Genomic DNA, 19,803 nt, shown 5'->3' on the forward strand with positions numbered 1-19,803 from the left:
GCGCTCGCTGTCTTCCGTATGGTTTTTCCCATGCGAGAAGAGAACGCGAAAAGGGTCACAGCTGCAATTGAAGTCAATTCGGACTTGGGCGAGGCTCTGGGCCTACATTCATTTGGGAACGACCTCGAACTGATGGAAAGCATCGACGTCGCAAACGTCGCGTGTGGTTTCCACTCCGGCGATCCTGACACCATGGAAGCCACCGTTATGGCAGCCAAGAACCACGGGGTGAAGATTGGCGCGCATCCGGGCTTGCCGGACATCGTCGGCTTTGGCCGCCGGGAAATGAAGCTGACTCCTGGCGAAGTTGAGTCGCTGATTTTGTATCAGGTAGGCGCGCTTTGCGGATTCCTCAAAAAAGCCGGTGTAGAACTGCACCACATCAAACCCCACGGCTCGCTCTACGGAATGCTTGCCCGGGATGAAGACCTGATGAGAGGCGCCGCAGCCGTAGCCAAACTGTACGACGTCCCCATTTATGGGCTGGCCGGCACCGCGCACCAAAGGGTCTGCGACGAAATGGGTGTTCCGTTCGTTGGCGAACTCTACGTCGACTTGAATTATGGTTCCGCGGGGGAGCTGCTCATCCAGCGTCGCCCCGAACCAACTGACCCGGCCGCGGCTGCCGGACGAGTGCGTAGAGTGCTGCGCGATGACGTTGTCGAAGCGTCGGACGGGTCACTCATCACCATTGATTTCAGCAGCATCTGCGTTCACTCCGACGCGCCGAATTCCCCAGCCGTCGCCAAAGCCGTAAAGCAGGCGCTCTCTACCGCATGACCTATGGCGGCCAATCCTCCCGTTATCACCCCGAAAGGTTCCTCATGTCCCATGCCATCGTGTCCCCCCTCCCCGGGCTGTTTTACCGGAAGCCCGGCCCAGGAAAAGACGCCTATGCCTCCGAAGGTGACCGCATTGAAATTGGTCAAACAATTGGCGTCATCGAAATCATGAAACAGTTCAGTGAAATCCGCTCCGACGTCCAAGGCGTGCTCACGAGCTTCGAGGTCGAAGACAATGGCGCCGTCAATCCCGGTGACGTGATCGCTGTGGTAGAGGTGGCACCGTGAAGAAACTCCTGATCGCTAATCGAGGCGAAATTGCAGTCCGCATTATCCGATCCGCACGGGAGCTCGGCATTGCAACGGTTGTCGTGGCCAGCGAACCTGATGCTCAATCCTTTGCGGCTCAGTTGGCCGACGAGTGTGCCGTCATTGGGCCGGCCCCGGCCAGCCGCAGTTACCTCGATCACGAGGCCGTCCTGAAAGCCGCAATGGACTTTGATTGCGATGCCGTCCATCCCGGCTATGGTTTCCTGTCCGAGAACGCGAGGTTCGCCAAGGCTGTCATTGCCGCTGGACTGACTTGGGTGGGTCCTGCGCCTGAGTCAATCGAGATGATGGGTGATAAAGCCCAGGCCAGGCAGGCGGCGAAGGATGCCGGCGTGCCAACCCTTCGCGGGACCGACGGCGCGGCGCCTGCCAACGCGGACCTTGTTAGTATTGCCCGCGATATAGGCTATCCACTGGTGGTCAAAGCAGCCGCCGGGGGGGGTGGACGAGGCATTCGCCTCGTTGTTGCCGAGGGGGACCTGTTGTCCACAGTGGAAGTCGCCCAGGCAGAAGCCGCTGCGGCCTTCGGCAGCTCCTCCGTCTACCTGGAACGATTTGTCGAGCGTGCCCGGCATGTGGAGGTTCAGATCCTGGGTGACGGCAAAAATGTCATCCACCTGGGGGACCGCGACTGTTCCATGCAGCGGCGGCAGCAGAAGGTCATGGAGGAAGCTCCGGCGCCGAATCTGCCTGAGCAGGTTCGCGCGCGGATGCTCGAGTCCTCCGTCCATCTGGGCCAGAAATGCGGCTACTCAGGGTTGGGTACTGTCGAGTTTCTCTACGACCCTATTAACCACGAGGTCGCGTTCATTGAAATGAACACCCGTTTGCAGGTGGAACATCCGATTACCGAAATGATCACGGGACTGGACTTGGTCAGGGAACAACTCTTGGTGGCATCCGGTGGTTCGTTGCAGCTCCGTCAGGAAGACGTTGTCTTTCGGGGACACGCCTTCGAATTCCGCATCAATGCCGAGGACCCGAAGAATGGCTTCATGCCCAGCCCCGGCGTGCTGACCCGGCTCGATTGGCCCGGCGGACCGGGTATTCGAGTGGATTCCGGCTTCGTGGCGGGTTCCACGGTGGCTCCTTTCTACGACTCGCTCCTTGCGAAGCTGGTGGTCTGGAATGAGGACAGGCATCGGGCGATCGTCCGATCCGGCCATGCGCTGGGGGAAGTAAACATCGAGGGCGTCACCACCACGGTCCCCATGCTCAAGGCCTTGATCCTCCTTCCCGAACTGCGCGAGGTGGAACACCACTCCAGGTTCATCGAGACGGCCACTGACCTGCTGGAGTCCCTGGCATGAGCAACAACGACGGTGACACCAAAGATTTGCAGGGAACGGCCCGGTACACCTGGGGCGGCGACGAGTTCTTGTTCGTCGAGATCGACGAATCGATGAGCCTTGTGGCAAATTTCAAGGCCAATTCGATGGCGTCCGTGCTCGCCGCCAGGGCGCTGCCCGGGATCTCAGACGTCTGTCCCGCCAACGCTTCCCTGTTGATTCGCTTTGATCCGGATAAGTTGGCGCCGGCTGGGCTCGAAGCCGAGGTCAGGGCCATCGAGCTGGAAGTTGACGGTTCGACGAACCGTACCTTGGAAACCCGGATCATTGAGATTCCTGTCTGGTATGACGACCCGTTCACCCGCGAGACAGGTGCACGATTCAGAGCCGGCCACCAACGCCCGAACGGCACGGACCTGGGCTTCGCCGCAGAAGCGAACCACCTGACCTCCGCTGCTGAGTTCATTCGCAGGCACCACAGCAATCCCTGGCTGGTTTCCATGGTCGGATTCGTTGCCGGTTTGCCGTTTATGTTCCAGATGGTTCCCCGGGATCAGCAGCTTGAGGTGCCCAAATACCTAAGTCCCCGCACGGATACTCCTGCGCTGACGGTCGGCCATGGAGGCTGTTTCGCCTGTATCTATTCGGTGCGGGGAGCGGGCGGCTACCAGATGTTCGGTGTCGCGGCGGCCCCGATCTTTGATCCGGCGCAAAAGTTGCCGGACTTCAAAAGCTTCATGATCTTTTTCAAGCCCGGTGACATCGTCAAGTTCCGCCCTGTGGACAAAACCGAATACGAGCGGATTCAAGAGCAGGTTGAGGACGGTACCTTCGTGTATCGGCAGGCTTCTGTGACGTTCAACCTGGCGGAAGCGTTGGAGAATCCGGTGCGCTACAACAATGAGATTCTGGAGCGGCTCAATGGCATTTGAAATAGACGAACCCGGACTATCCACCACGGTTCAGGACCGCGGCCGGCTCGGCTACTACAACGTTGGCATTCCACAGGGTGGATCCATGGACCAGCTGTCAGCCGAGATGGCCAACGCGGTGGTCGGCAACACCGCCGAGGAGGCGGTTCTGGAATGTACGTACCTGGGGCCGCGGTTTCGGACAACAGATTCCGCCGTAGTCGCCATCACCGGCGCGCCCGTGGACGTGAAAGTCAACGGCGAAAGCCGTGAGCAATGGACCCGATTGGAGCTGTCAGCCGGGGATGAACTGTCATTCGGCTTTTTAACGGCCGGTACACGGTTCTACATCGCCGTCCGTGGCGGCATCGATGTCCCCGTCGTACTGGGCAGCCGGTCAACCTACACCCTCGGGTCGCTCGGCGGTTTCAAAGGCCGCAAGCTCCAAGCCGGGGATGTCCTTCATGTTGGTCCCGGGACAGCCGCAGGAAACCAAGGGCTCGACGGGATCGGCGCCGAACAGCGGCCGACATTTGCCCGGGAACAAAGCATCCGTGTGGTGCGCGGACTCTACGACCACCGGCTGACCGAAGCCGGCATGGAAACGCTGCTCTCCGCCACTTGGACCCTCACTCCGGTCGCGGACAGGACGGGCTTGCGGTACTCAGGACCCGTCATTGAATGGAGGCCGCGTGAACAGCCTTTCGGTGCGGGTTCAGACCCGTCAAACATCGTCGACGCCGGTTATGCGGTGGGATCCATCCAGATACCGGGCGGCAAAGAACCCATCGCACTGCACCGGGACGCGGTGTCCGGTGGCGGCTACGCCATGGTCGCAACAGTCATTAGCGCCGACATGGATTTGCTGGCGCGCAGCGCCCCGGGAACAAAAACCCGGTTCCGGGTCGTCACCATTGAGGACGCACTCGCCGCCCGCGCCGACTACAGGGCGGCGTGCAGCAAACTCTGGGGGAGTATCCTCTAGCGAGCCGGAGCTCGTCGTCGTGTGCTGTGTGCGGCGCTGCTTTCCCGGACGAACAGTGACGGCGCCAGCCGGGTGGATGTGACGGACTCACCCTTGAGGATGCGTTGCAGCATGTTGACGGCCGTTTTGCCTATGTCAAGCATCGGGGAGTGGACCGACGACAGCGGAACCGGCAGTTCGGCCGCGAGCGAAGTGTCATTGAATCCGACGACGGCCACGTCCCGACCCACCTGCAGGCCGTGGGATCGCAGGGCGCCCATGGCGCCGATGGCGGCGAAATCGTTGACGGCAAAAACCGCAGTGGGGAGGAGGCCGCGGTTTTGCAGGATGGCTTCTGCCGCTTCGCGTCCTCCGGCCGTGTCGAATCGGGACCAGACAACTGCACTGTCGGGAATGGTGCCGCCCAGTTCCTTCCAACGGGTGACGAAACCGCTTGTCCTGTCGACGGCAGTGCTCGCATAAGATTCGCCGGCAATGATGGCCACGTCGCGGTGCCCCTTGGCCCACAGGTGCTCCGCGACGAGTTGACCGCCGACGATATCGTCACAGGTTGCCGACGGGTAACCCGGTACTCGGCGGCTCACCAGTACAAATGGGACTCCTCGAGTAGTGAGCCCCGCGAGCAGATTGTCATCGAGGTGCGCATCGCCAATGATGAGACCGTCCACCCGCCGGGCCAGCATTGTTTCGATTTTTTGGCGTTGCCTTACCGGATCGTCACGGGAGTTCATGACAAAGGTGGAATAGCTGATGCCGGCTGCCGCTTCGTCAATGCCCTCGTACATGACGGCCAGGACAAGGTCCGAGAGCCGGGGAACAATGACGCCCACCATCCGAGTCCGCCTTGTCCGCAGGCTGGTGGCCTGCGGGTCGGGGGAGTAGCCAAGCTTTTCAGCCAGGTCACGAACGCGTTGGGCCGTGGCGGCCGATGCGGCGCCCTTCGCCACGTCGCTGTCCGAGTGCAGAATTCGAGACACCGTGGACGGGTGAACGCCCAAGCTGGCGGCCAGGTCTTTCAAGGTCACCGCCCTGGCGCCCATGCTTGCGTCACTCATTCGAGCCCCGCTTCGGGTAATCCGTCGAGTGGCACGAAACCCTCGACAAGTTGGACGAAGAAAATCCTTGACGTGCCATGAAACCCATTCTAGAGTTGCTTACGCCACAACCCAAACGATTGGGTGTGGGGCCTATGCCGCGAAAACCTCCACATGAAGCGCCGGGTCTTCACAGGTACCTGGAATCCAAGTTTCGTGACGTCCGAAACCCAATCGATTGGGTACAGTGCATATTGGAGCTCAGATGACACCGATCGACCCCGCCAGCCCGCATGTGGTGCTGCTGGCGACAGGGGGCACCATATCCTCCCGTGCATCGAACGGCGGCGGGGGTGCCACAGTCGCCTCCGACACCGGCGAGCAGGTTTTAGCAGTCTTGGCAGGCTCGCTGATGTACCCGGTCCGGGTAATTGACGTCTTCCGTAAGGGATCGTACTTACTGACCTTTGAGGACATGTACGACATCTGTGTAAAAATCCGGGAGGTCCTCAACGACCCCCTGGTGGTTGGCGTCGTCGTCACGCACGGTACCGACACCATGGAAGAGACGGCATTTCTCGCCGACCTCACCCACAACGACTCCCGCCCGGTTGTCTTCACCGGAGCCCAAAGGTCAGCAGACGCGGACGATCCGGATGGTCCGGACAACCTGGCCGGGGCCATCGCCGTAGCCTCAGCGCCGTCCGCGGCCGGGCATGGAGTCCTCGTGTGCTTTGCCGGGGAGATCTACAACGCCTGCGGACTTCGCAAGATCCACACCTCCGACCTCAGAGCCTTCGGGGACCCGGATCTTGGCCCGATCGGCACTGTTTCCCAGGCCGAGGGCGTCCTGCTGCGCGAGGCACGTTCTCGGATGGCCCCGCTGCCGCTGCCGGACGAGCGCGGACAGGTGCGCGTTGACCTGGTTGCCGCCTATCCCGGCGCCGATGAAACCCACCTTCGCGCGTCCCTCACGGCCGGGGCGAAGGGCGTCGTGCTGCAGGCCACGGGAATCGGCAATGTCAACGTTCCCTTGGTCGAAGTAGTCGCCGAGGCCACCGCGGCCGGCGTCGTGGTCGTGACCAGCACCCGAGTGCAGGCCGGTCCCGTCAAGGCGGTGTACGGCGCTGGTGGAGGCGGACGTGACCTTCTGGCCGCGGGCGCCATACCGTCGGGACTGCTCCGTCCCTCACAGTCGCTGATTCTGCTGGCCCTGCTGCTGCGGCTGGGGTGGACGCGGCAGGACATCGCCGGGCAGTTCGCCAGACGCGGCTCCGCCCCGGCCCCTCAAGACGTTCCCGTCGCATCTACCAACCATCTGAAAGGCACATCATGACGAAGGATATTCAGGTCGCATTCGGCGTTGACGTCGACGCCGTCGCCGGCATGCTCGGCTCCTACGGGGGCGAAGACTCTCCGTGCGACATTTCGCGGGGCCTCTTCAGCGGCGAAGTCGGCGGTCCGCGTCTCCTTCGCCTGTTCGGCAAGTACTCCCTCCCGTCCACCTGGTTCGTGCCCGGTCACTCGATCGAAACCTTCCCGGACCTGACCCGGATGATCGTGGAGGCCGGACATGAGATTGGCGTCCATGGGTACTCCCACGAAAACCCGATTGCCATGACCCGTCAGCAGGAGACGGCCATCCTTGACCGGTCGATCGAGCTGATCGAAAAGGTGTCCGGCCGTCGTCCAACCGGCTATGTGGCGCCTTGGTGGGAATTTTCGCCCGTCACCAACGAAATCCTTCTTGAGCGAGGCATCAAATACGACCACTCCCTCATGCACAGGGACTTTGAACCGTACTACGTCCGGGTTGGGGACACCTGGAAGAAAATCGACTACACCAAACCGGCCGAAACCTGGATGGAACCCTTGGTACGCGGCCGGGAAACCGACTTGGTCGAGATCGCGGCCAACTGGTACCTGGATGATTTGCCGCCCATGATGTTCATCAAGGCGTCGCCGAATTCCCACGGCTTCGTCAACCCCCGCGACATCGAACAGATGTGGCGTGACCAGTTCGACTGGGTTTTCCGGGAGATGGATCAAGCTGTTTTCACTATGACGATTCACCCCGACGTGTCTGGCCGCCCGCAGGTCCTCCTCATGCTTGAGCGGCTGATCGAGTACATCAGCGGCCACGACGGCGTCAGCTGGCACACGTTCGACCAGATCGCCGATTCATTCATCGCCCGCAGCCCCCGAAAGGACAGTAACTCATGAGCACGCCATCCGACACCGTCGATCTGTCGGCACCCTCGGGGAACGAACGGCGCCGATTCCCCGTCTTCTCCAAACGGAACACCAGCATCGCCACAGTCCTTGCCCTGCTCGCCTGGACCGTTGCAGTTTTCGACTACGGGCTCTTTGGCACCCTCCTGCCCGCCATGCAGGAGTCCTTCGGGTGGACCGCGCCGGAGGCGTATGCCATCAACACATGGATCGCCGTCGGCACGGCCGTGGTGTGCTTCGGCATCGGTCCGGTCATTGACCGCCTGGGCCGGCGCAAGGGCATGATGACCACCATCGGTGGGACGGCGATCGTTTCCGGCCTGACGTCCCTGATACCGGTGGGACTGGGTTTCATCAGCAGCGGTCTGCTTGTCGTTGTGCGCTCCTTTGGCGGACTTGGGTTTTCCGAGCAGGCCGTCAACGCCACTTACATGAACGAGGTTTACCAGGTTACCGAAGACGAGAAGAAGCGCAGGCGGCCCGGATTCCACTACTCCTTTATCCAGGGCGGATGGCCACTGGGATTCCTGCTGGCCAGTGCGCTGAGCTTGGCCTTCCTGCCCTCGCTGGGCTGGCGTGCCCTTTACCTGATGGCCACAGTACCCGCGGCAATTATCGTCTGGGTCATATCACGCAAGCTGAAGGAAACCCCGCAATTCGAGCTGCACCACGAACTGACGCATCTTGAGAAGGCCGGAAAAACCGAAGAGGCGCACGCGCTGGCCCGCTCCTACAGCGTGGAGCACTCCTCCGACGCGCCGCTGAAACGCATCTGGGAGCCACATCTGCGCCGGAACACGATCGTTTTCTCCTTGGCATGGATCATTAACTTCTTCGGCATCACAATCTTCAGCGTCCTGGGAAGCTCGGTGCTGAAAAACGCCAAGGGAATCGAACTTTCGCAAGCGTTCTGGTACCTGATCGTCATCAACCTTCTCGCCTACTTCGGCTATGTCTTCCACGGCTGGCTTGGCGACAAGATTGGCCGGAAATGGACCATCATCGGCGGCTGGATTATCTCCGGAATCTGCTTCATCTTCATGCTGAGCCCTCTGACCACCAGCCCCTTCATGATCATTCTTACCTACGGCGGCGGCCTCTTCTTCCTTGTCGGTCCGTACGCGGCCATACAGTACTTCATGGCCGAGTGCTACCCCGTCAGCTGCCGCGCCACCGGAACGGCGTTCATCGGGGCCATGAGCCAGCCGGGCACGATCATCGGCGGCGCACTATTCACCGCGGTAGCCGCCGGAGCGGGCACCGGTACTGCGGCTGTCTGGATTGGCGCCATGGGAACACTGCTCTCGGGCGTCCTCATGATCGCCGCCAAACCAGTAGCCGAAGCTAAAGCGGAGGACCCCCATGCCTGAACCGCAAGTAGCCATCATCACAGGGGCGGCCAGTGGAATCGGCCGCGCACTCGCGGCCCACTACGCGACGCGCAACGTTCGCTCCGTCATTGGAACATTTCCCGACGATCCGCATGATCCGGAACAAACACTGCGCTTGGTGCAGGACGCCGGCGGCAGTGCTGTCGTCCATGAGGTTGACGTGCGGAGCACCTCGTCGGTCGACGCCTTCGCCCAGCGGGCCGTGGACGAATTCGGGCGGCTTGATATTGCTGTCGCTAACGCCGGCATCCTCCGCAATTCCCGTCTTCAGGACCTCACCGACGAACGCTGGGCCGCAATGCTGGATGTCGACCTGACCGGCGTGTTGCGCACGCTGCGTGCAGGGGCGGCAAGAATGGCCGACGGCGGCGCGATGGTTGCCGTCTCATCAATCGCCGGCGGCGTCTACGGCTGGGAGGGGCACGCCCACTATGCCGCCGCCAAGGCCGGTGTACTGGGTCTGATCCGTAGCGTTGCGGCCGAACTCGGGCCGGTGGGAATCAGGGCCAACGTGGTTATCCCGGGACTCATCGAGACGCCCCAGTCACTTGACTCCGTCAACTCGTTAGGCCCCGAAGGCCTTGAACGGGCGGGACTGGACATTCCGTGGGGTCGGGTGGGCCAGCCCGAGGAAGTGGCCAGCGTCATCGCGTTCCTGACGTCCGACGACGCCCGATACGTGACTGGACAGTCCCTCATCGTTGATGGCGGGCTCACCATCAAGATGAGGGCCTAAACGCCGAAGGAGAACATGAACACACAAGATCATGACAGATTCCCGGACGGGCGCGCCGTCGTCGTCACCGGCGGCGCCAGCGGGATAGGTCAAGCGATTGCGGAAGCTTTTAGAGCCGCCGGCGACCGAGTAGCGGTCCTGGACCGGGCCGGCGGCGACGGCGTCATCGCCGTTGACGTCGCCGACGAGGACAGCGTCAGGAATGGGTTTGCTGCGGCCCGGGCACACTTGGGGCCGATCGATGTACTCGTCAACAGTGCGGGCCTGTTGACGGAGTCGCCGCTTGAACAGATGCCGCTCGCGTTGTGGAACGAAACGATCGCTGTAGATCTGTCAGGCGTGTTCCTGTGCTGCCGCGAAGTCGTGGGCGGGATGCGACGGCAAAAATGGGGGCGAATCATCAACATTGCTTCACAGCTTGCCATCAAGGGGGGCGTCGGTCTGAGCCACTATAGCGCTGCAAAGGCCGGCGTCATCGGCATGACTAAGTCTCTGGCTTTGGAAACGGCGGCGGACAACGTCCTCATCAACTGCATTGCCCCGGGGCCTATCGAAACGCCGCTTGTGGACGGCATTTCCGACACATGGAAGGTTGCCAAACGCGCCGAGCTGCCCCTTGGCCGCTTCGGCACGCCCGCCGAAGTTGCTCCAACAGCGCTGCTGCTGGCCAACGACCCCGGGGGTAACCTCTTTGTCGGCCAAACGCTCGGCCCCAATTCCGGCGACGTCATGCCCTAAGAGGCGACGTCATGCCCTAAGAAAGGAGCTTGACATGTGCGGAGCCTGTGGGAGGATCATCGCAGCCGACCCAGTCCTGGGCCGGGTACGCACTGCCAGACAACAGCTTTTAGTGGCACAGGCAGTGACAGCTATGTCGGGTACTTTGCCTGGCGCGCCAAAAGTAACTGCCACCGGGGACTCGTGGCTCGTATCCGGAGCGAAAGGTCGGACTATTATCTGCGGTACCGTGGATGAATTGTGGCGGGGAGTGTTGGCCGCCACCGGCACCAGCCGCGAACGCAGGGACGCCTTTCGCAAATTGATGCTCGATTGCGTGTCCACGGCTGAGTCCGGAAGCCTGGTCGCAGAAATGGCTCGCGCGGGGGTTGCGGTGGTCGATGCAGCACCAGGATTGCTCTAGCGTCCATTGACCGGGTCGACTTGGTGCGGGCGACGTCGGGAAGCGGCTGGCACAGCGGCCGCGGGAGTCAGCTGCCGCGGGCCATAGTCTGGGCCGATAGCCCGCATAGCATTTTGGGGGCTTCTACGGAAACCGGTGTTTGCCGAAGCTTGAGGCACTGCAAACACCACCTGCGTGGTCACTCGCCCTCCCGGGCGGAAAGCCACGCACGATCGAAGAAGCCCCCTATGCTGCAGACAACATTCTCGGTTGACGGCCGCCACTATATGCACCAGGGTGTGCCCGTCGTCGTCATTTGCATTGACGGCAGCGAACCGGCCAGTCCATGGCATCTGCGGAAACTACATCCCGGACCCCGCCACCGGCGAGGAGGCAGGCTCCGGGGAGATGGTTGAGCCAGTCAACAAGAGTATCTGCTTCTTCGCCGAAAAGGCTGACACGGCAACGATTAAAACCAACGGCATCGATAATGTGCTGGAGATGATGGGTCTGGACCTTCCCAGCGTCTACTCGTCGGAACTGAGCGAGTTCGTTTCGACCGCCGTCGTAGGCGTGTCGTGGAGACACGCCGGGAAACGCGACGCAACTTCACCAAAGGTGGTCAATCTTCAACACTGGAGATCGCTTGAGCCCGGCGGACAGTTCGGCCAGCGGCGCCGCGCTGGCAAGCAGGGCGTCCGCGCACACGGTGGCCGTAGGCTGGTCCTGCGCAAGGAACGGCCCGCACGATGGTGCGTCGCGGAAATACCCCGTCCCACCCCGTCCCCCGCGCCCGACTCCTACTCGAACCGGGAAGGATCGCCCATTCCGCGCCGCAGGATTTCCGCCGTGCCGCTGGAGAAGTCAACGACGGTCGTTGGCTGGGCGCCGCAGTCGCCGGAATCAAGCACGGCGTCCACCTCGTGGTCGAGCCGCTCCTTGATTTCCCAGCCCTGGGTCAGCGGGTCCTCCTGGTCGGGCAGCAGGAGCGTGCTGGAAAGGAGCGGTTCACCGAGCTCGGCCAGCAGCGCCTGGACAACGTTATTGTCGGGGATGCGCACCCCAACCGTCTTTTTCTTGGGGTGCAGCAGCCGGCGCGGAACCTCCTTCGTGGCAGGCAGGATGAATGTGTAGCTGCCCGGCGTGACGGATTTGATGCTGCGGAAGACATCATTGCCGATGTTCACGAACTGCCCCAGCTGGGCGAAGTCCCGGCAGACCAGCGTGAAGTGGTGCTTGTTGTCGAGCCGGCGGATCGCGCGGATCCGATCCAGCGCGTCCTTGTTGCCGAACTGTGCCCCGAGCGCGTAACACGAGTCTGTCGGATAGGCGATTAGTCCGCCCGCCCGCACGAGCTCGACAATCTGAGCGATCGCCCGTGGTTGGGGATCTTCGGGGTGAACGTCGTAGTATCTCGCCATGCCAAGAGCTTACGGCCCGGCGGCTGATCGTGCACGGAGGCCAGGTCCAATGGTGCGTGAGGGAGCGGGTTCCGACGCGGTTTCCGGCGCGGTTGGTCCAGGGGTTTGCCTAATGACCGAGGTGGCGCCGGAGGGCTGCGTAGACAGGATCTCGATCGAGTAGGACACTCAAGTGGACCGGCGACGGCATCCGACGGCGTCGACACCCGCCGCCGTCGGCCTCAAGCAAGGCGCGCGCAATAGCTGCACCACGGGAAGATGGACAGATGGATGCTGTAGACGCACTCAATGAAATCGCGTTCTGGCTCGAGCGGGAACTCGCTCCCACGTTCAAGGTGCAGGCGTTTCGGAACGCGGCCGAAGCCGTCAGCGGTTTGGCTCCTGAGGAGCTGGTGGAGCGCGCGCGCGACGGGCGGCTCAAGCGGATGAAGGGGATTGGGGCCAGGACGTTTGAGGTGATCAGTGAGGCTGTCGACGGCGGCGTGCCTGACTATCTCGACGGGTTGCGGCAACGCGGAAGACATCCGCTCGCGGAAGGCGGCGCTGCCCTGCATGCGGAGCTTCGCGGTGACCTGCACAGCCACAGCAACTGGTCAGACGGCGGGTCGCCCATCGGGCTCATGGTCGAGGCCGCCCGGCTGCTGGGCCGCCAGTACCTTGCCCTGACCGATCACTCACCCAACCTTAAAATCGCCAACGGGCTGAGCGCGGAGCGTCTCGCCCAACAGCTCGACGTCGTGGCGCAGACCAATAGTGATGTAGCGCAGAATGACATAGCGCACGTCGACACAGCCCAGGGCAACAACGGTGACAAGGACTTCCGCCTCCTGGCCGGTATTGAAGTCGACATCCTCGAGAACGGTGACTTGGATCAGACACCGGAAATGCTGGACCGGTTGGACATCGTCGTCGCGAGCGTGCACTCGAAGCTTCGCTCCGACGCGCGGACCATGACCCAAAGAATGCTCAAGGCGGTCAGCGATCCGCATACCAACGTTCTCGGTCACTGCACAGGCCGGCTCGTACAAGGATCGCGGGGACAACGTCCTCCCTCAGACTTCGATGCCGAGCGTGTGTTCGCAGCGTGTGCGGAGCACGACGTCGCCGTTGAGATCAACTCGAGGCCGGAGCGGCAGGACCCGCCCGACAACCTCATCCAACTGGCCATCGAGGCCGGTTGCCTCTTCAGCATCGACAGCGACGCGCATGCCCCCGGCCAGCTCGACTTCCTCCAATACGGTGCCGAGCGGGCGGTGCTAAACGAGGTGCCGGCAGACCGGGTGGTCACGACGTGGTCGTTGGGCCGGCTGTTGGAGTGGGCTGGCTCCGGGCGTTGAGGGGATAGCGGCGCGTTGGGTTCAGCGACTCACGGCCCGGGTGCCCTGACTTCGTCGCACTGACCGTGCCGCCGCCTTTCCTCGGTTTGGCGGGCTGCCTCCTCCGGCACGTATTTATGACCTCCGGGCAGGCGCCCATTCCGCTGCCGAGTATTCCAGCGACGTCAGCCAGGTTGTTATTTCCTCAGCCGAAGCCGTGAGAGCTTTTCGGGTCCAGGGTTGGTTGGTTGGCCCATACATGAGCAATACCAGTTTTCATGGCCAGTAATTACCGTTTTCCAAAAACTCTGATCGGGAGCACGATGGTTGCTGGAAGTGATCCACAGCATAGTTGCAGTCGCATGGCCTGCAGTAACAGGAGTAGAGCATGAACCGGCAAGCCTTAGATCTCACACCAAGGGTGGTCACCCTCGGCACCGCCGGTGGCCCCCGCTGGTGGACGGGCGAAAACGCGGGCAAGCGCTCGGGCATCGCGACCGCCGTCGTAGTCGGGGACGTCACCTATCTCGTGGACGCCGGGCATGGGGTGGGCCGGCAGATGATGCTGGCCGGGTTGCCCATCAACTCCCTTCGCGGCATCTTCGTCAGCCACCTGCACTCGGACCACACCATCGACCTAGGCTCTTTGGCCATCTTCGGGATGTTCACCTTCGGCCCCGACCAGCACAAGATCCACCTGATCGGCCCCGGCGACCGAGGCGAACTCCCTCCCGTCTCCCCACGCGCCGCGGTGCCGCCGACCCCCGTTTTCCCGGAGAACCCGACTCCGGGCATCACCGCCATGTTCAGCCACCTGATGGCGGCCTACGCCACCGACCTCAACGACAGGATCCTGGACAGTCTGCGCCCGTCCCCCTATGACTACTTTGTCCCGCAGGACATCACCATCCCGGCGGGCACCGGCTACTCGCCGAACACCAACCCCACTCCGGCGGACATGGAGCCGTTTGAAATCTACTCCGACGAACTTGTCACCGTGACCGCAACCCTCGTCCAGCACCCGCCCATCGCACCGGCCTTCGCGTTCCGCTTCGACACGGCCGACGGTTCGGTCACGATCTCCGGCGACACCGCCCCGTGCGAGAACCTGGTCCGGCTGGCCGGGGGCACCGACCTGCTGCTGCACGAGGCCATCGACTTCGACTGGGTCAACCGGACCTATGGAGGATCAGCCGATGGCACCGGCCGTGCCTCCGGAGACCACCACCGCAAATCCCACACCAGCGCCACCGAGGCCGTGGAACTGGCCACCCGGGCCAGCGCAAAAGCGCTGGCGTTACACCACCTGGTGCCGGGGACAACCCCGGTATCCGTCTGGGAAGCGGCTGGCGCCGACTTTGCCGGGGACTACTACGTCCCGGACGACCTTGATTCGATTCCCTTTGGCCAAACTACAGCTGCTGCGCGCAGGATTGAAGAAATGGTGTCTTCGAGATGACTATGACGAGTAAAAACACCCGCCCCCGTGCGGGACGCCCTGTCAAGGAAGACAGCCTGAACACCACCGCCATGCGGCGGATCTTGGCCTCCAGCTTCATTGGCAGCGCCATCGAGTTTTACGACTTTGTACTCTACGCGACGGCAGCCAGCCTGGTGTTCAACAAGGTGTTCTTCGCCAACGTCCCGCCGGCCGTGGGCTTGTTCGCTTCCTTCGGCACGCTGGCGGTGGGGTATGCCGCCCGCCCGCTGGGTGGTGCCATCTTCGGGCACTTCGGCGACCGGCTTGGCCGCAAGGGCTGCCTGATTGTCTCTATGGTGATGATGGGCCTGGGCACCACGGCCATCGGGCTGTTGCCCACGACGGCGCAGATAGGCCTGGTTGCCCCCGTCCTGCTGGTGGTGCTGCGGCTGCTGCAGGGCATCGCCGTCGGCGGCGAATGGGGCGGCGCCATGCTGGTGGCACTGGAACACTCCCCGGCCAAGCGGCGCGGCTTTGCCGCCAGCTTTGCCAACATGGGTGGTCCCGCCGGCGCCGTCATGGCCACGCTCATGGTGTCAGCCGTCAGCATCATGTCCAAGGCCCAATTCCTTGCCTGGGGCTGGCGCGTGCCGTTCCTGCTCAGCCTCGCGCTCGTTGCGGTGGGCCTGGTGATCCGCCTGAAGGTTGCCGAAACCCCGCTGTTCCTGGAACTGGAGGAAAAGGCGGAGAAGAAGCGGGTGCCGCTGCTGGAGGTCTTCACCAAGTACCCCAAAAACCTGATCCTGGGCACGCTCGCCGGCATGAGCTCCTACACCGTGCAGGGCCTGATGACGGTGTGGGCCATCTCCTACGCAGTGGACCACGGCGTCAACCAGACCGGCGTGCTGAACGTCAAGGCAATCGGCGCCACCCTGACAATCGTCGGCATCTGGTTTGCCGCCCGGCTCAGCGACAAGTACGGCCGCCGGCCCGTCATGCTGGCTGGCATGATCGCCGGCGCAGTGCTGGCCTACCCGATCCTCTGGCTCCTGCAGACCAACACGCTGCTCGGCTTTGCGATCGGCCTTTTCCTTGCCAACGGCATCATCCAGGGCGTCATCTTTGGCCCGTTCGGCGCCTACATGGCCGAGCTTTTCCCCACCCGCATCCGCTACACCGGAGCCTCCCTGACCTACCAGTCCGCCTCCACCCTCGGCGCCGGCTTCACACCGCTGATCGCCAGCAGCTTGGTCCTGCTGGCCGGTGGATCGCTGTGGTTGGTCGGCCTGGCCTGGACGCTCGCCTTCGTGGTGGCCGCCGTCTGTGTGATGGCCACCAAGGAGGGCCGCGGCGCGGACCTTACTGGGGACATGCGCTGACGTTTTCACCAAAGTACGACGGCGGCCGGCCGCCGTCGTCCGTTTGCCGTCTCCCAGGCGCGCCGGCGTTTTACGGGCCAACTGGTGGGGAATACGCGGCACAGTAGTCGACGAGCGCCTGCAACTTGCGGCTGAGCTTTTGCCGGGCGGGGTAGGCGAAGCAGATGTCGCTGTGCCCGATGGGGCCCTCGATGGGCAGAGGGACCACCGGAAGGCCCTCGTAGCTGACGTCCAGGGGCGGGCGCTGGACCAGGACCGTGTAGCCCAGGCCGCGGGCCACCATGCCGCGCACGGCCTCAAAGCTGGTGGACCGCCATGCAATTTTCGGGTCCAGGCCGGACGCGCGCAGATTGGGCAGTTGGTTGTCGCGAACGGTGGGAATATTGAGCAGGACCATGTCGTCGTCAGCCAGTTCGGCCAGCCGGACGCCGCTGCGCCCCGCCAGGCGGTGCATGGCACCCACCAGCACGTAGGGCCGGCCCTCCCTGATGACCTGGTATTCGGCGCCGTCGACCACGTGCCGGGTATGGGTGAGGACGGCGTCAAGCCTGCCCTCGAGCATGTCGAGTTGGAGCTGCAGCGGTGGGCCCTCGGTTATGGTCAGTGACAAGTGCGGGTTGGCGGCGGCAAAACCTGCCGTGATGGGCGGAACCCAGAAGTCGGCCAGCGTGCTGTAGCAGCCGAGGTCCAAGGGGCCCGCCAGGGCGTCCGGTGATTCCGCGGTGGTCGCCTGGAGATCGTCCGCCCGGCGCAACAGCATGCGGGCGTCGGCGAGGAACCTGTGCCCCGCGCTGGTCAGGGTGATGCCCTTCGCCTTTTGCCGTACCGCCAGCTGGACGCCGAGGGCCTTTTCCAGTTCCGTCAGGGCCAGCGACAACCCGGCCTGGGAGACGTGGGTGGCCTCGGCAGCGGCCCGGATCGAGCCATGGTCGGCGATGGCGACAAAGTGGAGCACCTGCCGCAGGGTGTAGCGAAACATGCTGGAATTCTACCGACCCTGCGGAAACGGGGGCGGAATATAACTCAGCCGTCCAGGGCGGCCCAGCTCACAGGCTTGCGTGAGATGGCGCACACAATTATGCTTAGTGTGCACTATTAGAACTGTCTATTCAAATAGTGAATTAAATTCAATGGTGGTGAACGCGCCGCCACCGTGCAATGAGGAGATTCTTGTGCAGTTCCACCACCATGGATACGTTTCCGGTGACCCGAGGGTCCAGCCGGCCGCCGGCGTCGGCATCGACCGCCCCGAGGAACTTCCCGCCGAGGTGGACGTGCTCATCGTGGGTTCGGGCCCGGCAGGCATGCTGACCGCAGCCCAGCTTGCCCAGTTCCCCGACATCACCACGCGCCTCGTGGAGCGCCGCGGCGGCCGGCTGGAGCTCGGCCAGGCCGACGGCATTCAGGCCCGCAGCGTCGAAACCTTCCAGGCGTTCGGCTTCGCCGGGCAGATCACCTCGGAGGCCTACTGGCTCACAGAGATGAACTTCTGGCGCCCGGGCGACGAGGACCCCCAGAACATCGTCCGTGGCGGCCGCGCAGTCGACGACGAGATGGGCATCAGCGAGTTCCCGCACCTCATCGTCAACCAGGCCCGCGTGCTTGACTACTTCGCCGAGGTTGCGGCCAACGCCCCCACCCGCCTGGTGCCCGACTACGGCTGGGACTTCAGCACCCTCGAGGTCACCGACGAGGGCGAGTACCCCGTGAAGGTCACGCTGGTCCGCAGCGCCGAACCGAATGAGGGCACCGAGCGCATCGTCCACGCCAAGTACGTCGTCGGCTGCGACGGCGCGCGCAGTAAGGTCCGCGCCTCGATCGGCTGCACCCTCGCTGGGGACGCGGCCAACCACGCCTGGGGCGTCATGGACGTGCTGGCCAAGACTGACTTCCCCGACATCCGCACCAAGTGCGCCATCCAGTCGCACGACGGCGGATCCATCTTGCTGATCCCGCGCGAGGGCGGCCATCTCTTCCGGATGTACGTGGACTTGGGTGAGGTGCCCGAGGACGACCACGGCACCGTGCGCAAGACCAGCATCGAGCAGATCATTGCCAAGGCGAACGAGATCATGCACCCGTACACCGTGGACGTGCGCAGCGTTGCCTGGCACAGCGTCTACGAGGTTGGCCACCGCCTCACCGACCGGTTCGACGACGTCCTCGCGCAGGACCGCGGCACCCGCAGCCCGCGCGTCTTCATCACCGGCGACGCCTGCCACACGCACAGCGCCAAGGCCGGCCAGGGCATGAACGTCTCCATGCAGGACGGCTTCAACCTCGGCTGGAAGCTCGGCCACGTGCTCGAAGGCCGCAGCCCCGAGTCGCTGCTGGACACCTACTCCACCGAGCGCCAGGTCGTTGCGAAGAACCTCATCGACTTCGACAAGGAATGGTCGACTATGATGGCCAAGAAGCCCGAGGAATTCGCCGACCCCACGGAGCTGGAGGACTTCTACGTTCGCACTGCCGAGTTCCCGGCAGGGTTCATGACGCAGTACACGCGCTCGATGCTCACCTCCGGGGGCGCCCACCAGGACCTGGCCACGGGGTTCCCGCTTGGCAAGCGCTTCAAGTCCGCCCGCGTCTCCCGCGTCTGCGACACCAACACCCTGCACCTCGGCCACCAGGCCACCGCCGACGGCCGCTGGCGCATCTACGTCTTCGCCGATGCGGCGAAGCCCGGTGCCGCCTCGCCCACCACCGACCTGGCACAGTGGCTCGCGAACGCTCCGGAATCACCGCTGGCCGCCACCCCCCAGGGGCTCGACGCCGACGCCTGGTTCGACGTAAAGGTCATCTACCAGCAAAAGCACCAGGACATCGACATCAACGCCGTGCCCGACGTGTTCAGGCCCGAGGTTGGCCCGTACCAGCTCACCGATCTAGAGAAGGTTTACGGCGTCGTCGACGGCGATGACATCTTCGAGGCGCGCGGGCTGTCCCGCGACGGCGTGGTCGTCGTCGTACGCCCGGACCAGTACGTGGCGAACATCCTGCCGCTGACCGCGACCGCTGAACTGGCCGAGTTCTTCGCTCCCGTACTGTCGGGGAGCAAGGCCAAGAGGGCCTGACCCAAGACCCGCCCACCGGATCCGCACCGACGGATGCCCGGACGGTCGTCAGATGCCCGGACGGTCGTCAGATGCGTGCCGCTGCTTACCCCAAGTCCACAACCTGGAACTCGAGCAGGTCCATGCCGCTGGCCACCGGGGCCTGCGCGGAGTTGTCGTGGCCGGGCCGCTGGGCCCGCCAATTCTCAAAGTCCGCCCGGGTGGCCCACTGCGTGTAGACGAAGTAACGGTCCTCCCCGGCGACCGGGCGCAGGAGCTGGAACTTCTCGAAGCCCGGGGAACCGTCCACGGAGTGCTTGCGGGCAGCAAAGCGGGCCTCCAGTTCGGACCCGGCCTCAACGGGGACCTTGAGTGCGTTAATGACAACGATGGACACGATACTC

General features: G+C 63.3%; 18 protein-coding genes. 14 read left to right on the forward strand and 4 right to left on the reverse strand.

Annotation, left to right across the window (positions count from 1 at the left end; translation table 11 throughout):
* Positions 1–30: 30 nt before the first annotated feature.
* From pxpA to ACLLJI_RS08385, 5 genes are read left to right on the forward strand one after another with little or no spacing between them, the layout of a single operon-like run.
* On the forward strand, positions 31–780 hold the full coding sequence (pxpA, locus tag ACLLJI_RS08365; protein WP_434620144.1) for a 5-oxoprolinase subunit PxpA: 750 nt from the start codon (positions 31–33) through the stop codon (positions 778–780).
* The gene (locus ACLLJI_RS08370; RefSeq protein WP_434620147.1) at positions 777–1,070 is read left to right on the forward strand and encodes an acetyl-CoA carboxylase; all 294 of its coding nucleotides are present in this window, start codon (positions 777–779) and stop codon (positions 1,068–1,070) included. The genes pxpA and ACLLJI_RS08370 overlap by 4 nt, the downstream gene beginning before the upstream one ends.
* Positions 1,067–2,422 carry an acetyl-CoA carboxylase biotin carboxylase subunit gene (locus tag ACLLJI_RS08375; protein WP_434620150.1) on the forward strand — a complete coding sequence of 452 codons (1,356 nt, stop codon included), beginning with the start codon at positions 1,067–1,069 and terminating at the stop codon, positions 2,420–2,422. Before ACLLJI_RS08370 ends, ACLLJI_RS08375 begins: the two co-directional genes overlap by 4 nt.
* On the forward strand, positions 2,419–3,333 hold the full coding sequence (locus tag ACLLJI_RS08380; RefSeq protein WP_434620153.1) for a 5-oxoprolinase subunit B family protein: 915 nt from the start codon (positions 2,419–2,421) through the stop codon (positions 3,331–3,333). Before ACLLJI_RS08375 ends, ACLLJI_RS08380 begins: the two co-directional genes overlap by 4 nt.
* Complete coding sequence (locus ACLLJI_RS08385; RefSeq protein ID WP_434620156.1) at positions 3,323–4,297, forward strand: biotin-dependent carboxyltransferase family protein; 975 nt, start codon at positions 3,323–3,325, stop codon at positions 4,295–4,297. The genes ACLLJI_RS08380 and ACLLJI_RS08385 overlap by 11 nt, the downstream gene beginning before the upstream one ends.
* On the opposite strand, the gene ACLLJI_RS08390 is transcribed toward ACLLJI_RS08385, so the two are convergent.
* Positions 4,294–5,352 (reverse strand): LacI family DNA-binding transcriptional regulator, encoded by a 1,059-nt coding sequence (locus ACLLJI_RS08390; RefSeq protein WP_434620159.1) that lies wholly within the window; start codon positions 5,350–5,352, stop codon positions 4,294–4,296. The two genes, ACLLJI_RS08385 and ACLLJI_RS08390, sit on opposite strands and share 4 nt — an antisense overlap.
* Positions 5,353–5,596: 244 nt before the next feature.
* On the opposite strand from ACLLJI_RS08390, the gene ACLLJI_RS08395 reads away from it, so the two are divergent.
* The 5 genes from ACLLJI_RS08395 to ACLLJI_RS08415 are packed head-to-tail and all read left to right on the forward strand — an operon-like array spanning position 5,597 to position 10,428.
* Positions 5,597–6,667 carry an asparaginase gene (locus tag ACLLJI_RS08395; protein WP_434620162.1) on the forward strand — a complete coding sequence of 357 codons (1,071 nt, stop codon included), beginning with the start codon at positions 5,597–5,599 and terminating at the stop codon, positions 6,665–6,667.
* Entirely contained in the window at positions 6,664–7,554 is an 891-nt protein-coding gene (locus tag ACLLJI_RS08400) for a polysaccharide deacetylase family protein (RefSeq protein ID WP_434620165.1), read from the forward strand. Before ACLLJI_RS08395 ends, ACLLJI_RS08400 begins: the two co-directional genes overlap by 4 nt.
* Positions 7,551–8,933 carry an MFS transporter gene (locus ACLLJI_RS08405; protein WP_283560661.1) on the forward strand — a complete coding sequence of 461 codons (1,383 nt, stop codon included), beginning with the start codon at positions 7,551–7,553 and terminating at the stop codon, positions 8,931–8,933. Before ACLLJI_RS08400 ends, ACLLJI_RS08405 begins: the two co-directional genes overlap by 4 nt.
* Positions 8,926–9,690, forward strand: a complete 765-nt coding sequence (locus tag ACLLJI_RS08410; protein ID WP_434620169.1) for an SDR family NAD(P)-dependent oxidoreductase — start codon at positions 8,926–8,928, stop codon at positions 9,688–9,690. The genes ACLLJI_RS08405 and ACLLJI_RS08410 overlap by 8 nt, the downstream gene beginning before the upstream one ends.
* A 15-nt stretch (positions 9,691–9,705) precedes the next feature.
* Positions 9,706–10,428, forward strand: a complete 723-nt coding sequence (locus ACLLJI_RS08415; protein WP_283560659.1) for an SDR family NAD(P)-dependent oxidoreductase — start codon at positions 9,706–9,708, stop codon at positions 10,426–10,428.
* Between the two features lie 1,182 nt (positions 10,429–11,610).
* Here ACLLJI_RS08415 and ACLLJI_RS08420 read toward each other — a convergent pair.
* Positions 11,611–12,231, reverse strand: a complete 621-nt coding sequence (locus ACLLJI_RS08420) for an L-threonylcarbamoyladenylate synthase (protein ID WP_434620173.1) — start codon at positions 12,229–12,231, stop codon at positions 11,611–11,613.
* A 266-nt stretch (positions 12,232–12,497) separates the two neighbouring features.
* On the opposite strand from ACLLJI_RS08420, the gene ACLLJI_RS08425 reads away from it, so the two are divergent.
* From ACLLJI_RS08425 to ACLLJI_RS08435, 3 genes are all read left to right on the forward strand, one after another.
* Positions 12,498–13,568, forward strand: a complete 1,071-nt coding sequence (locus tag ACLLJI_RS08425; RefSeq protein WP_434620176.1) for a PHP domain-containing protein — start codon at positions 12,498–12,500, stop codon at positions 13,566–13,568.
* A gap of 367 nt (positions 13,569–13,935) precedes the next feature.
* Positions 13,936–15,006: an MBL fold metallo-hydrolase gene (locus ACLLJI_RS08430; protein WP_434620179.1), complete on the forward strand. Its 1,071-nt coding sequence runs from the start codon at positions 13,936–13,938 to the stop codon at positions 15,004–15,006.
* Positions 15,003–16,346, forward strand: a complete 1,344-nt coding sequence (locus ACLLJI_RS08435) for an MFS transporter (protein ID WP_434620182.1) — start codon at positions 15,003–15,005, stop codon at positions 16,344–16,346. The genes ACLLJI_RS08430 and ACLLJI_RS08435 overlap by 4 nt, the downstream gene beginning before the upstream one ends.
* A 70-nt stretch (positions 16,347–16,416) precedes the next feature.
* Here the strand turns inward: ACLLJI_RS08435 and ACLLJI_RS08440 are convergent, their stop codons facing one another.
* Positions 16,417–17,325 carry a LysR family transcriptional regulator gene (locus tag ACLLJI_RS08440; RefSeq protein ID WP_434620185.1) on the reverse strand — a complete coding sequence of 303 codons (909 nt, stop codon included), beginning with the start codon at positions 17,323–17,325 and terminating at the stop codon, positions 16,417–16,419.
* A gap of 193 nt (positions 17,326–17,518) precedes the next feature.
* Between ACLLJI_RS08440 and ACLLJI_RS08445 the strand changes: the two genes are divergently transcribed.
* Entirely contained in the window at positions 17,519–19,420 is a 1,902-nt protein-coding gene (locus ACLLJI_RS08445) for an FAD-binding monooxygenase (RefSeq protein ID WP_434620188.1), read from the forward strand.
* An 85-nt stretch (positions 19,421–19,505) separates the two neighbouring features.
* Here the strand turns inward: ACLLJI_RS08445 and ACLLJI_RS08450 are convergent, their stop codons facing one another.
* Positions 19,506–19,796: an antibiotic biosynthesis monooxygenase family protein gene (locus tag ACLLJI_RS08450; RefSeq protein ID WP_434620191.1), complete on the reverse strand. Its 291-nt coding sequence runs from the start codon at positions 19,794–19,796 to the stop codon at positions 19,506–19,508.
* Positions 19,797–19,803 lie beyond the last annotated feature (7 nt).

Origin of the sequence: Arthrobacter sp. A5 (assembly GCF_051131705.1) — a bacterium.
Classification (GTDB): domain Bacteria; phylum Actinomycetota; class Actinomycetes; order Actinomycetales; family Micrococcaceae; genus Arthrobacter_M.

Bases quoted from the DNA above. Each gene is read 5' to 3' on its own strand.
- pxpA (WP_434620144.1), top strand. From the start codon at position 31: ATGCGAGAAGAGAACGCGAAAAGGGTCACAGCTGCAATTGAAGTCAAT.
- ACLLJI_RS08370 (WP_434620147.1), top strand. From the start codon at position 777: ATGACCTATGGCGGCCAATCCTCCCGTTATCACCCCGAAAGGTTCCTC.
- ACLLJI_RS08380 (WP_434620153.1), top strand. From the start codon at position 2,419: ATGAGCAACAACGACGGTGACACCAAAGATTTGCAGGGAACGGCCCGG.
- ACLLJI_RS08385 (WP_434620156.1), top strand. From the start codon at position 3,323: ATGGCATTTGAAATAGACGAACCCGGACTATCCACCACGGTTCAGGAC.
- ACLLJI_RS08390 (WP_434620159.1), bottom strand. From the start codon at position 5,352: ATGAGTGACGCAAGCATGGGCGCCAGGGCGGTGACCTTGAAAGACCTG.
- ACLLJI_RS08395 (WP_434620162.1), top strand. From the start codon at position 5,597: ATGACACCGATCGACCCCGCCAGCCCGCATGTGGTGCTGCTGGCGACA.
- ACLLJI_RS08400 (WP_434620165.1), top strand. From the start codon at position 6,664: ATGACGAAGGATATTCAGGTCGCATTCGGCGTTGACGTCGACGCCGTC.
- ACLLJI_RS08405 (WP_283560661.1), top strand. From the start codon at position 7,551: ATGAGCACGCCATCCGACACCGTCGATCTGTCGGCACCCTCGGGGAAC.
- ACLLJI_RS08410 (WP_434620169.1), top strand. From the start codon at position 8,926: ATGCCTGAACCGCAAGTAGCCATCATCACAGGGGCGGCCAGTGGAATC.
- ACLLJI_RS08415 (WP_283560659.1), top strand. From the start codon at position 9,706: ATGAACACACAAGATCATGACAGATTCCCGGACGGGCGCGCCGTCGTC.
- ACLLJI_RS08420 (WP_434620173.1), bottom strand. From the start codon at position 12,231: ATGGCGAGATACTACGACGTTCACCCCGAAGATCCCCAACCACGGGCG.
- ACLLJI_RS08425 (WP_434620176.1), top strand. From the start codon at position 12,498: ATGGATGCTGTAGACGCACTCAATGAAATCGCGTTCTGGCTCGAGCGG.
- ACLLJI_RS08430 (WP_434620179.1), top strand. From the start codon at position 13,936: ATGAACCGGCAAGCCTTAGATCTCACACCAAGGGTGGTCACCCTCGGC.
- ACLLJI_RS08435 (WP_434620182.1), top strand. From the start codon at position 15,003: ATGACTATGACGAGTAAAAACACCCGCCCCCGTGCGGGACGCCCTGTC.
- ACLLJI_RS08440 (WP_434620185.1), bottom strand. From the start codon at position 17,325: ATGTTTCGCTACACCCTGCGGCAGGTGCTCCACTTTGTCGCCATCGCC.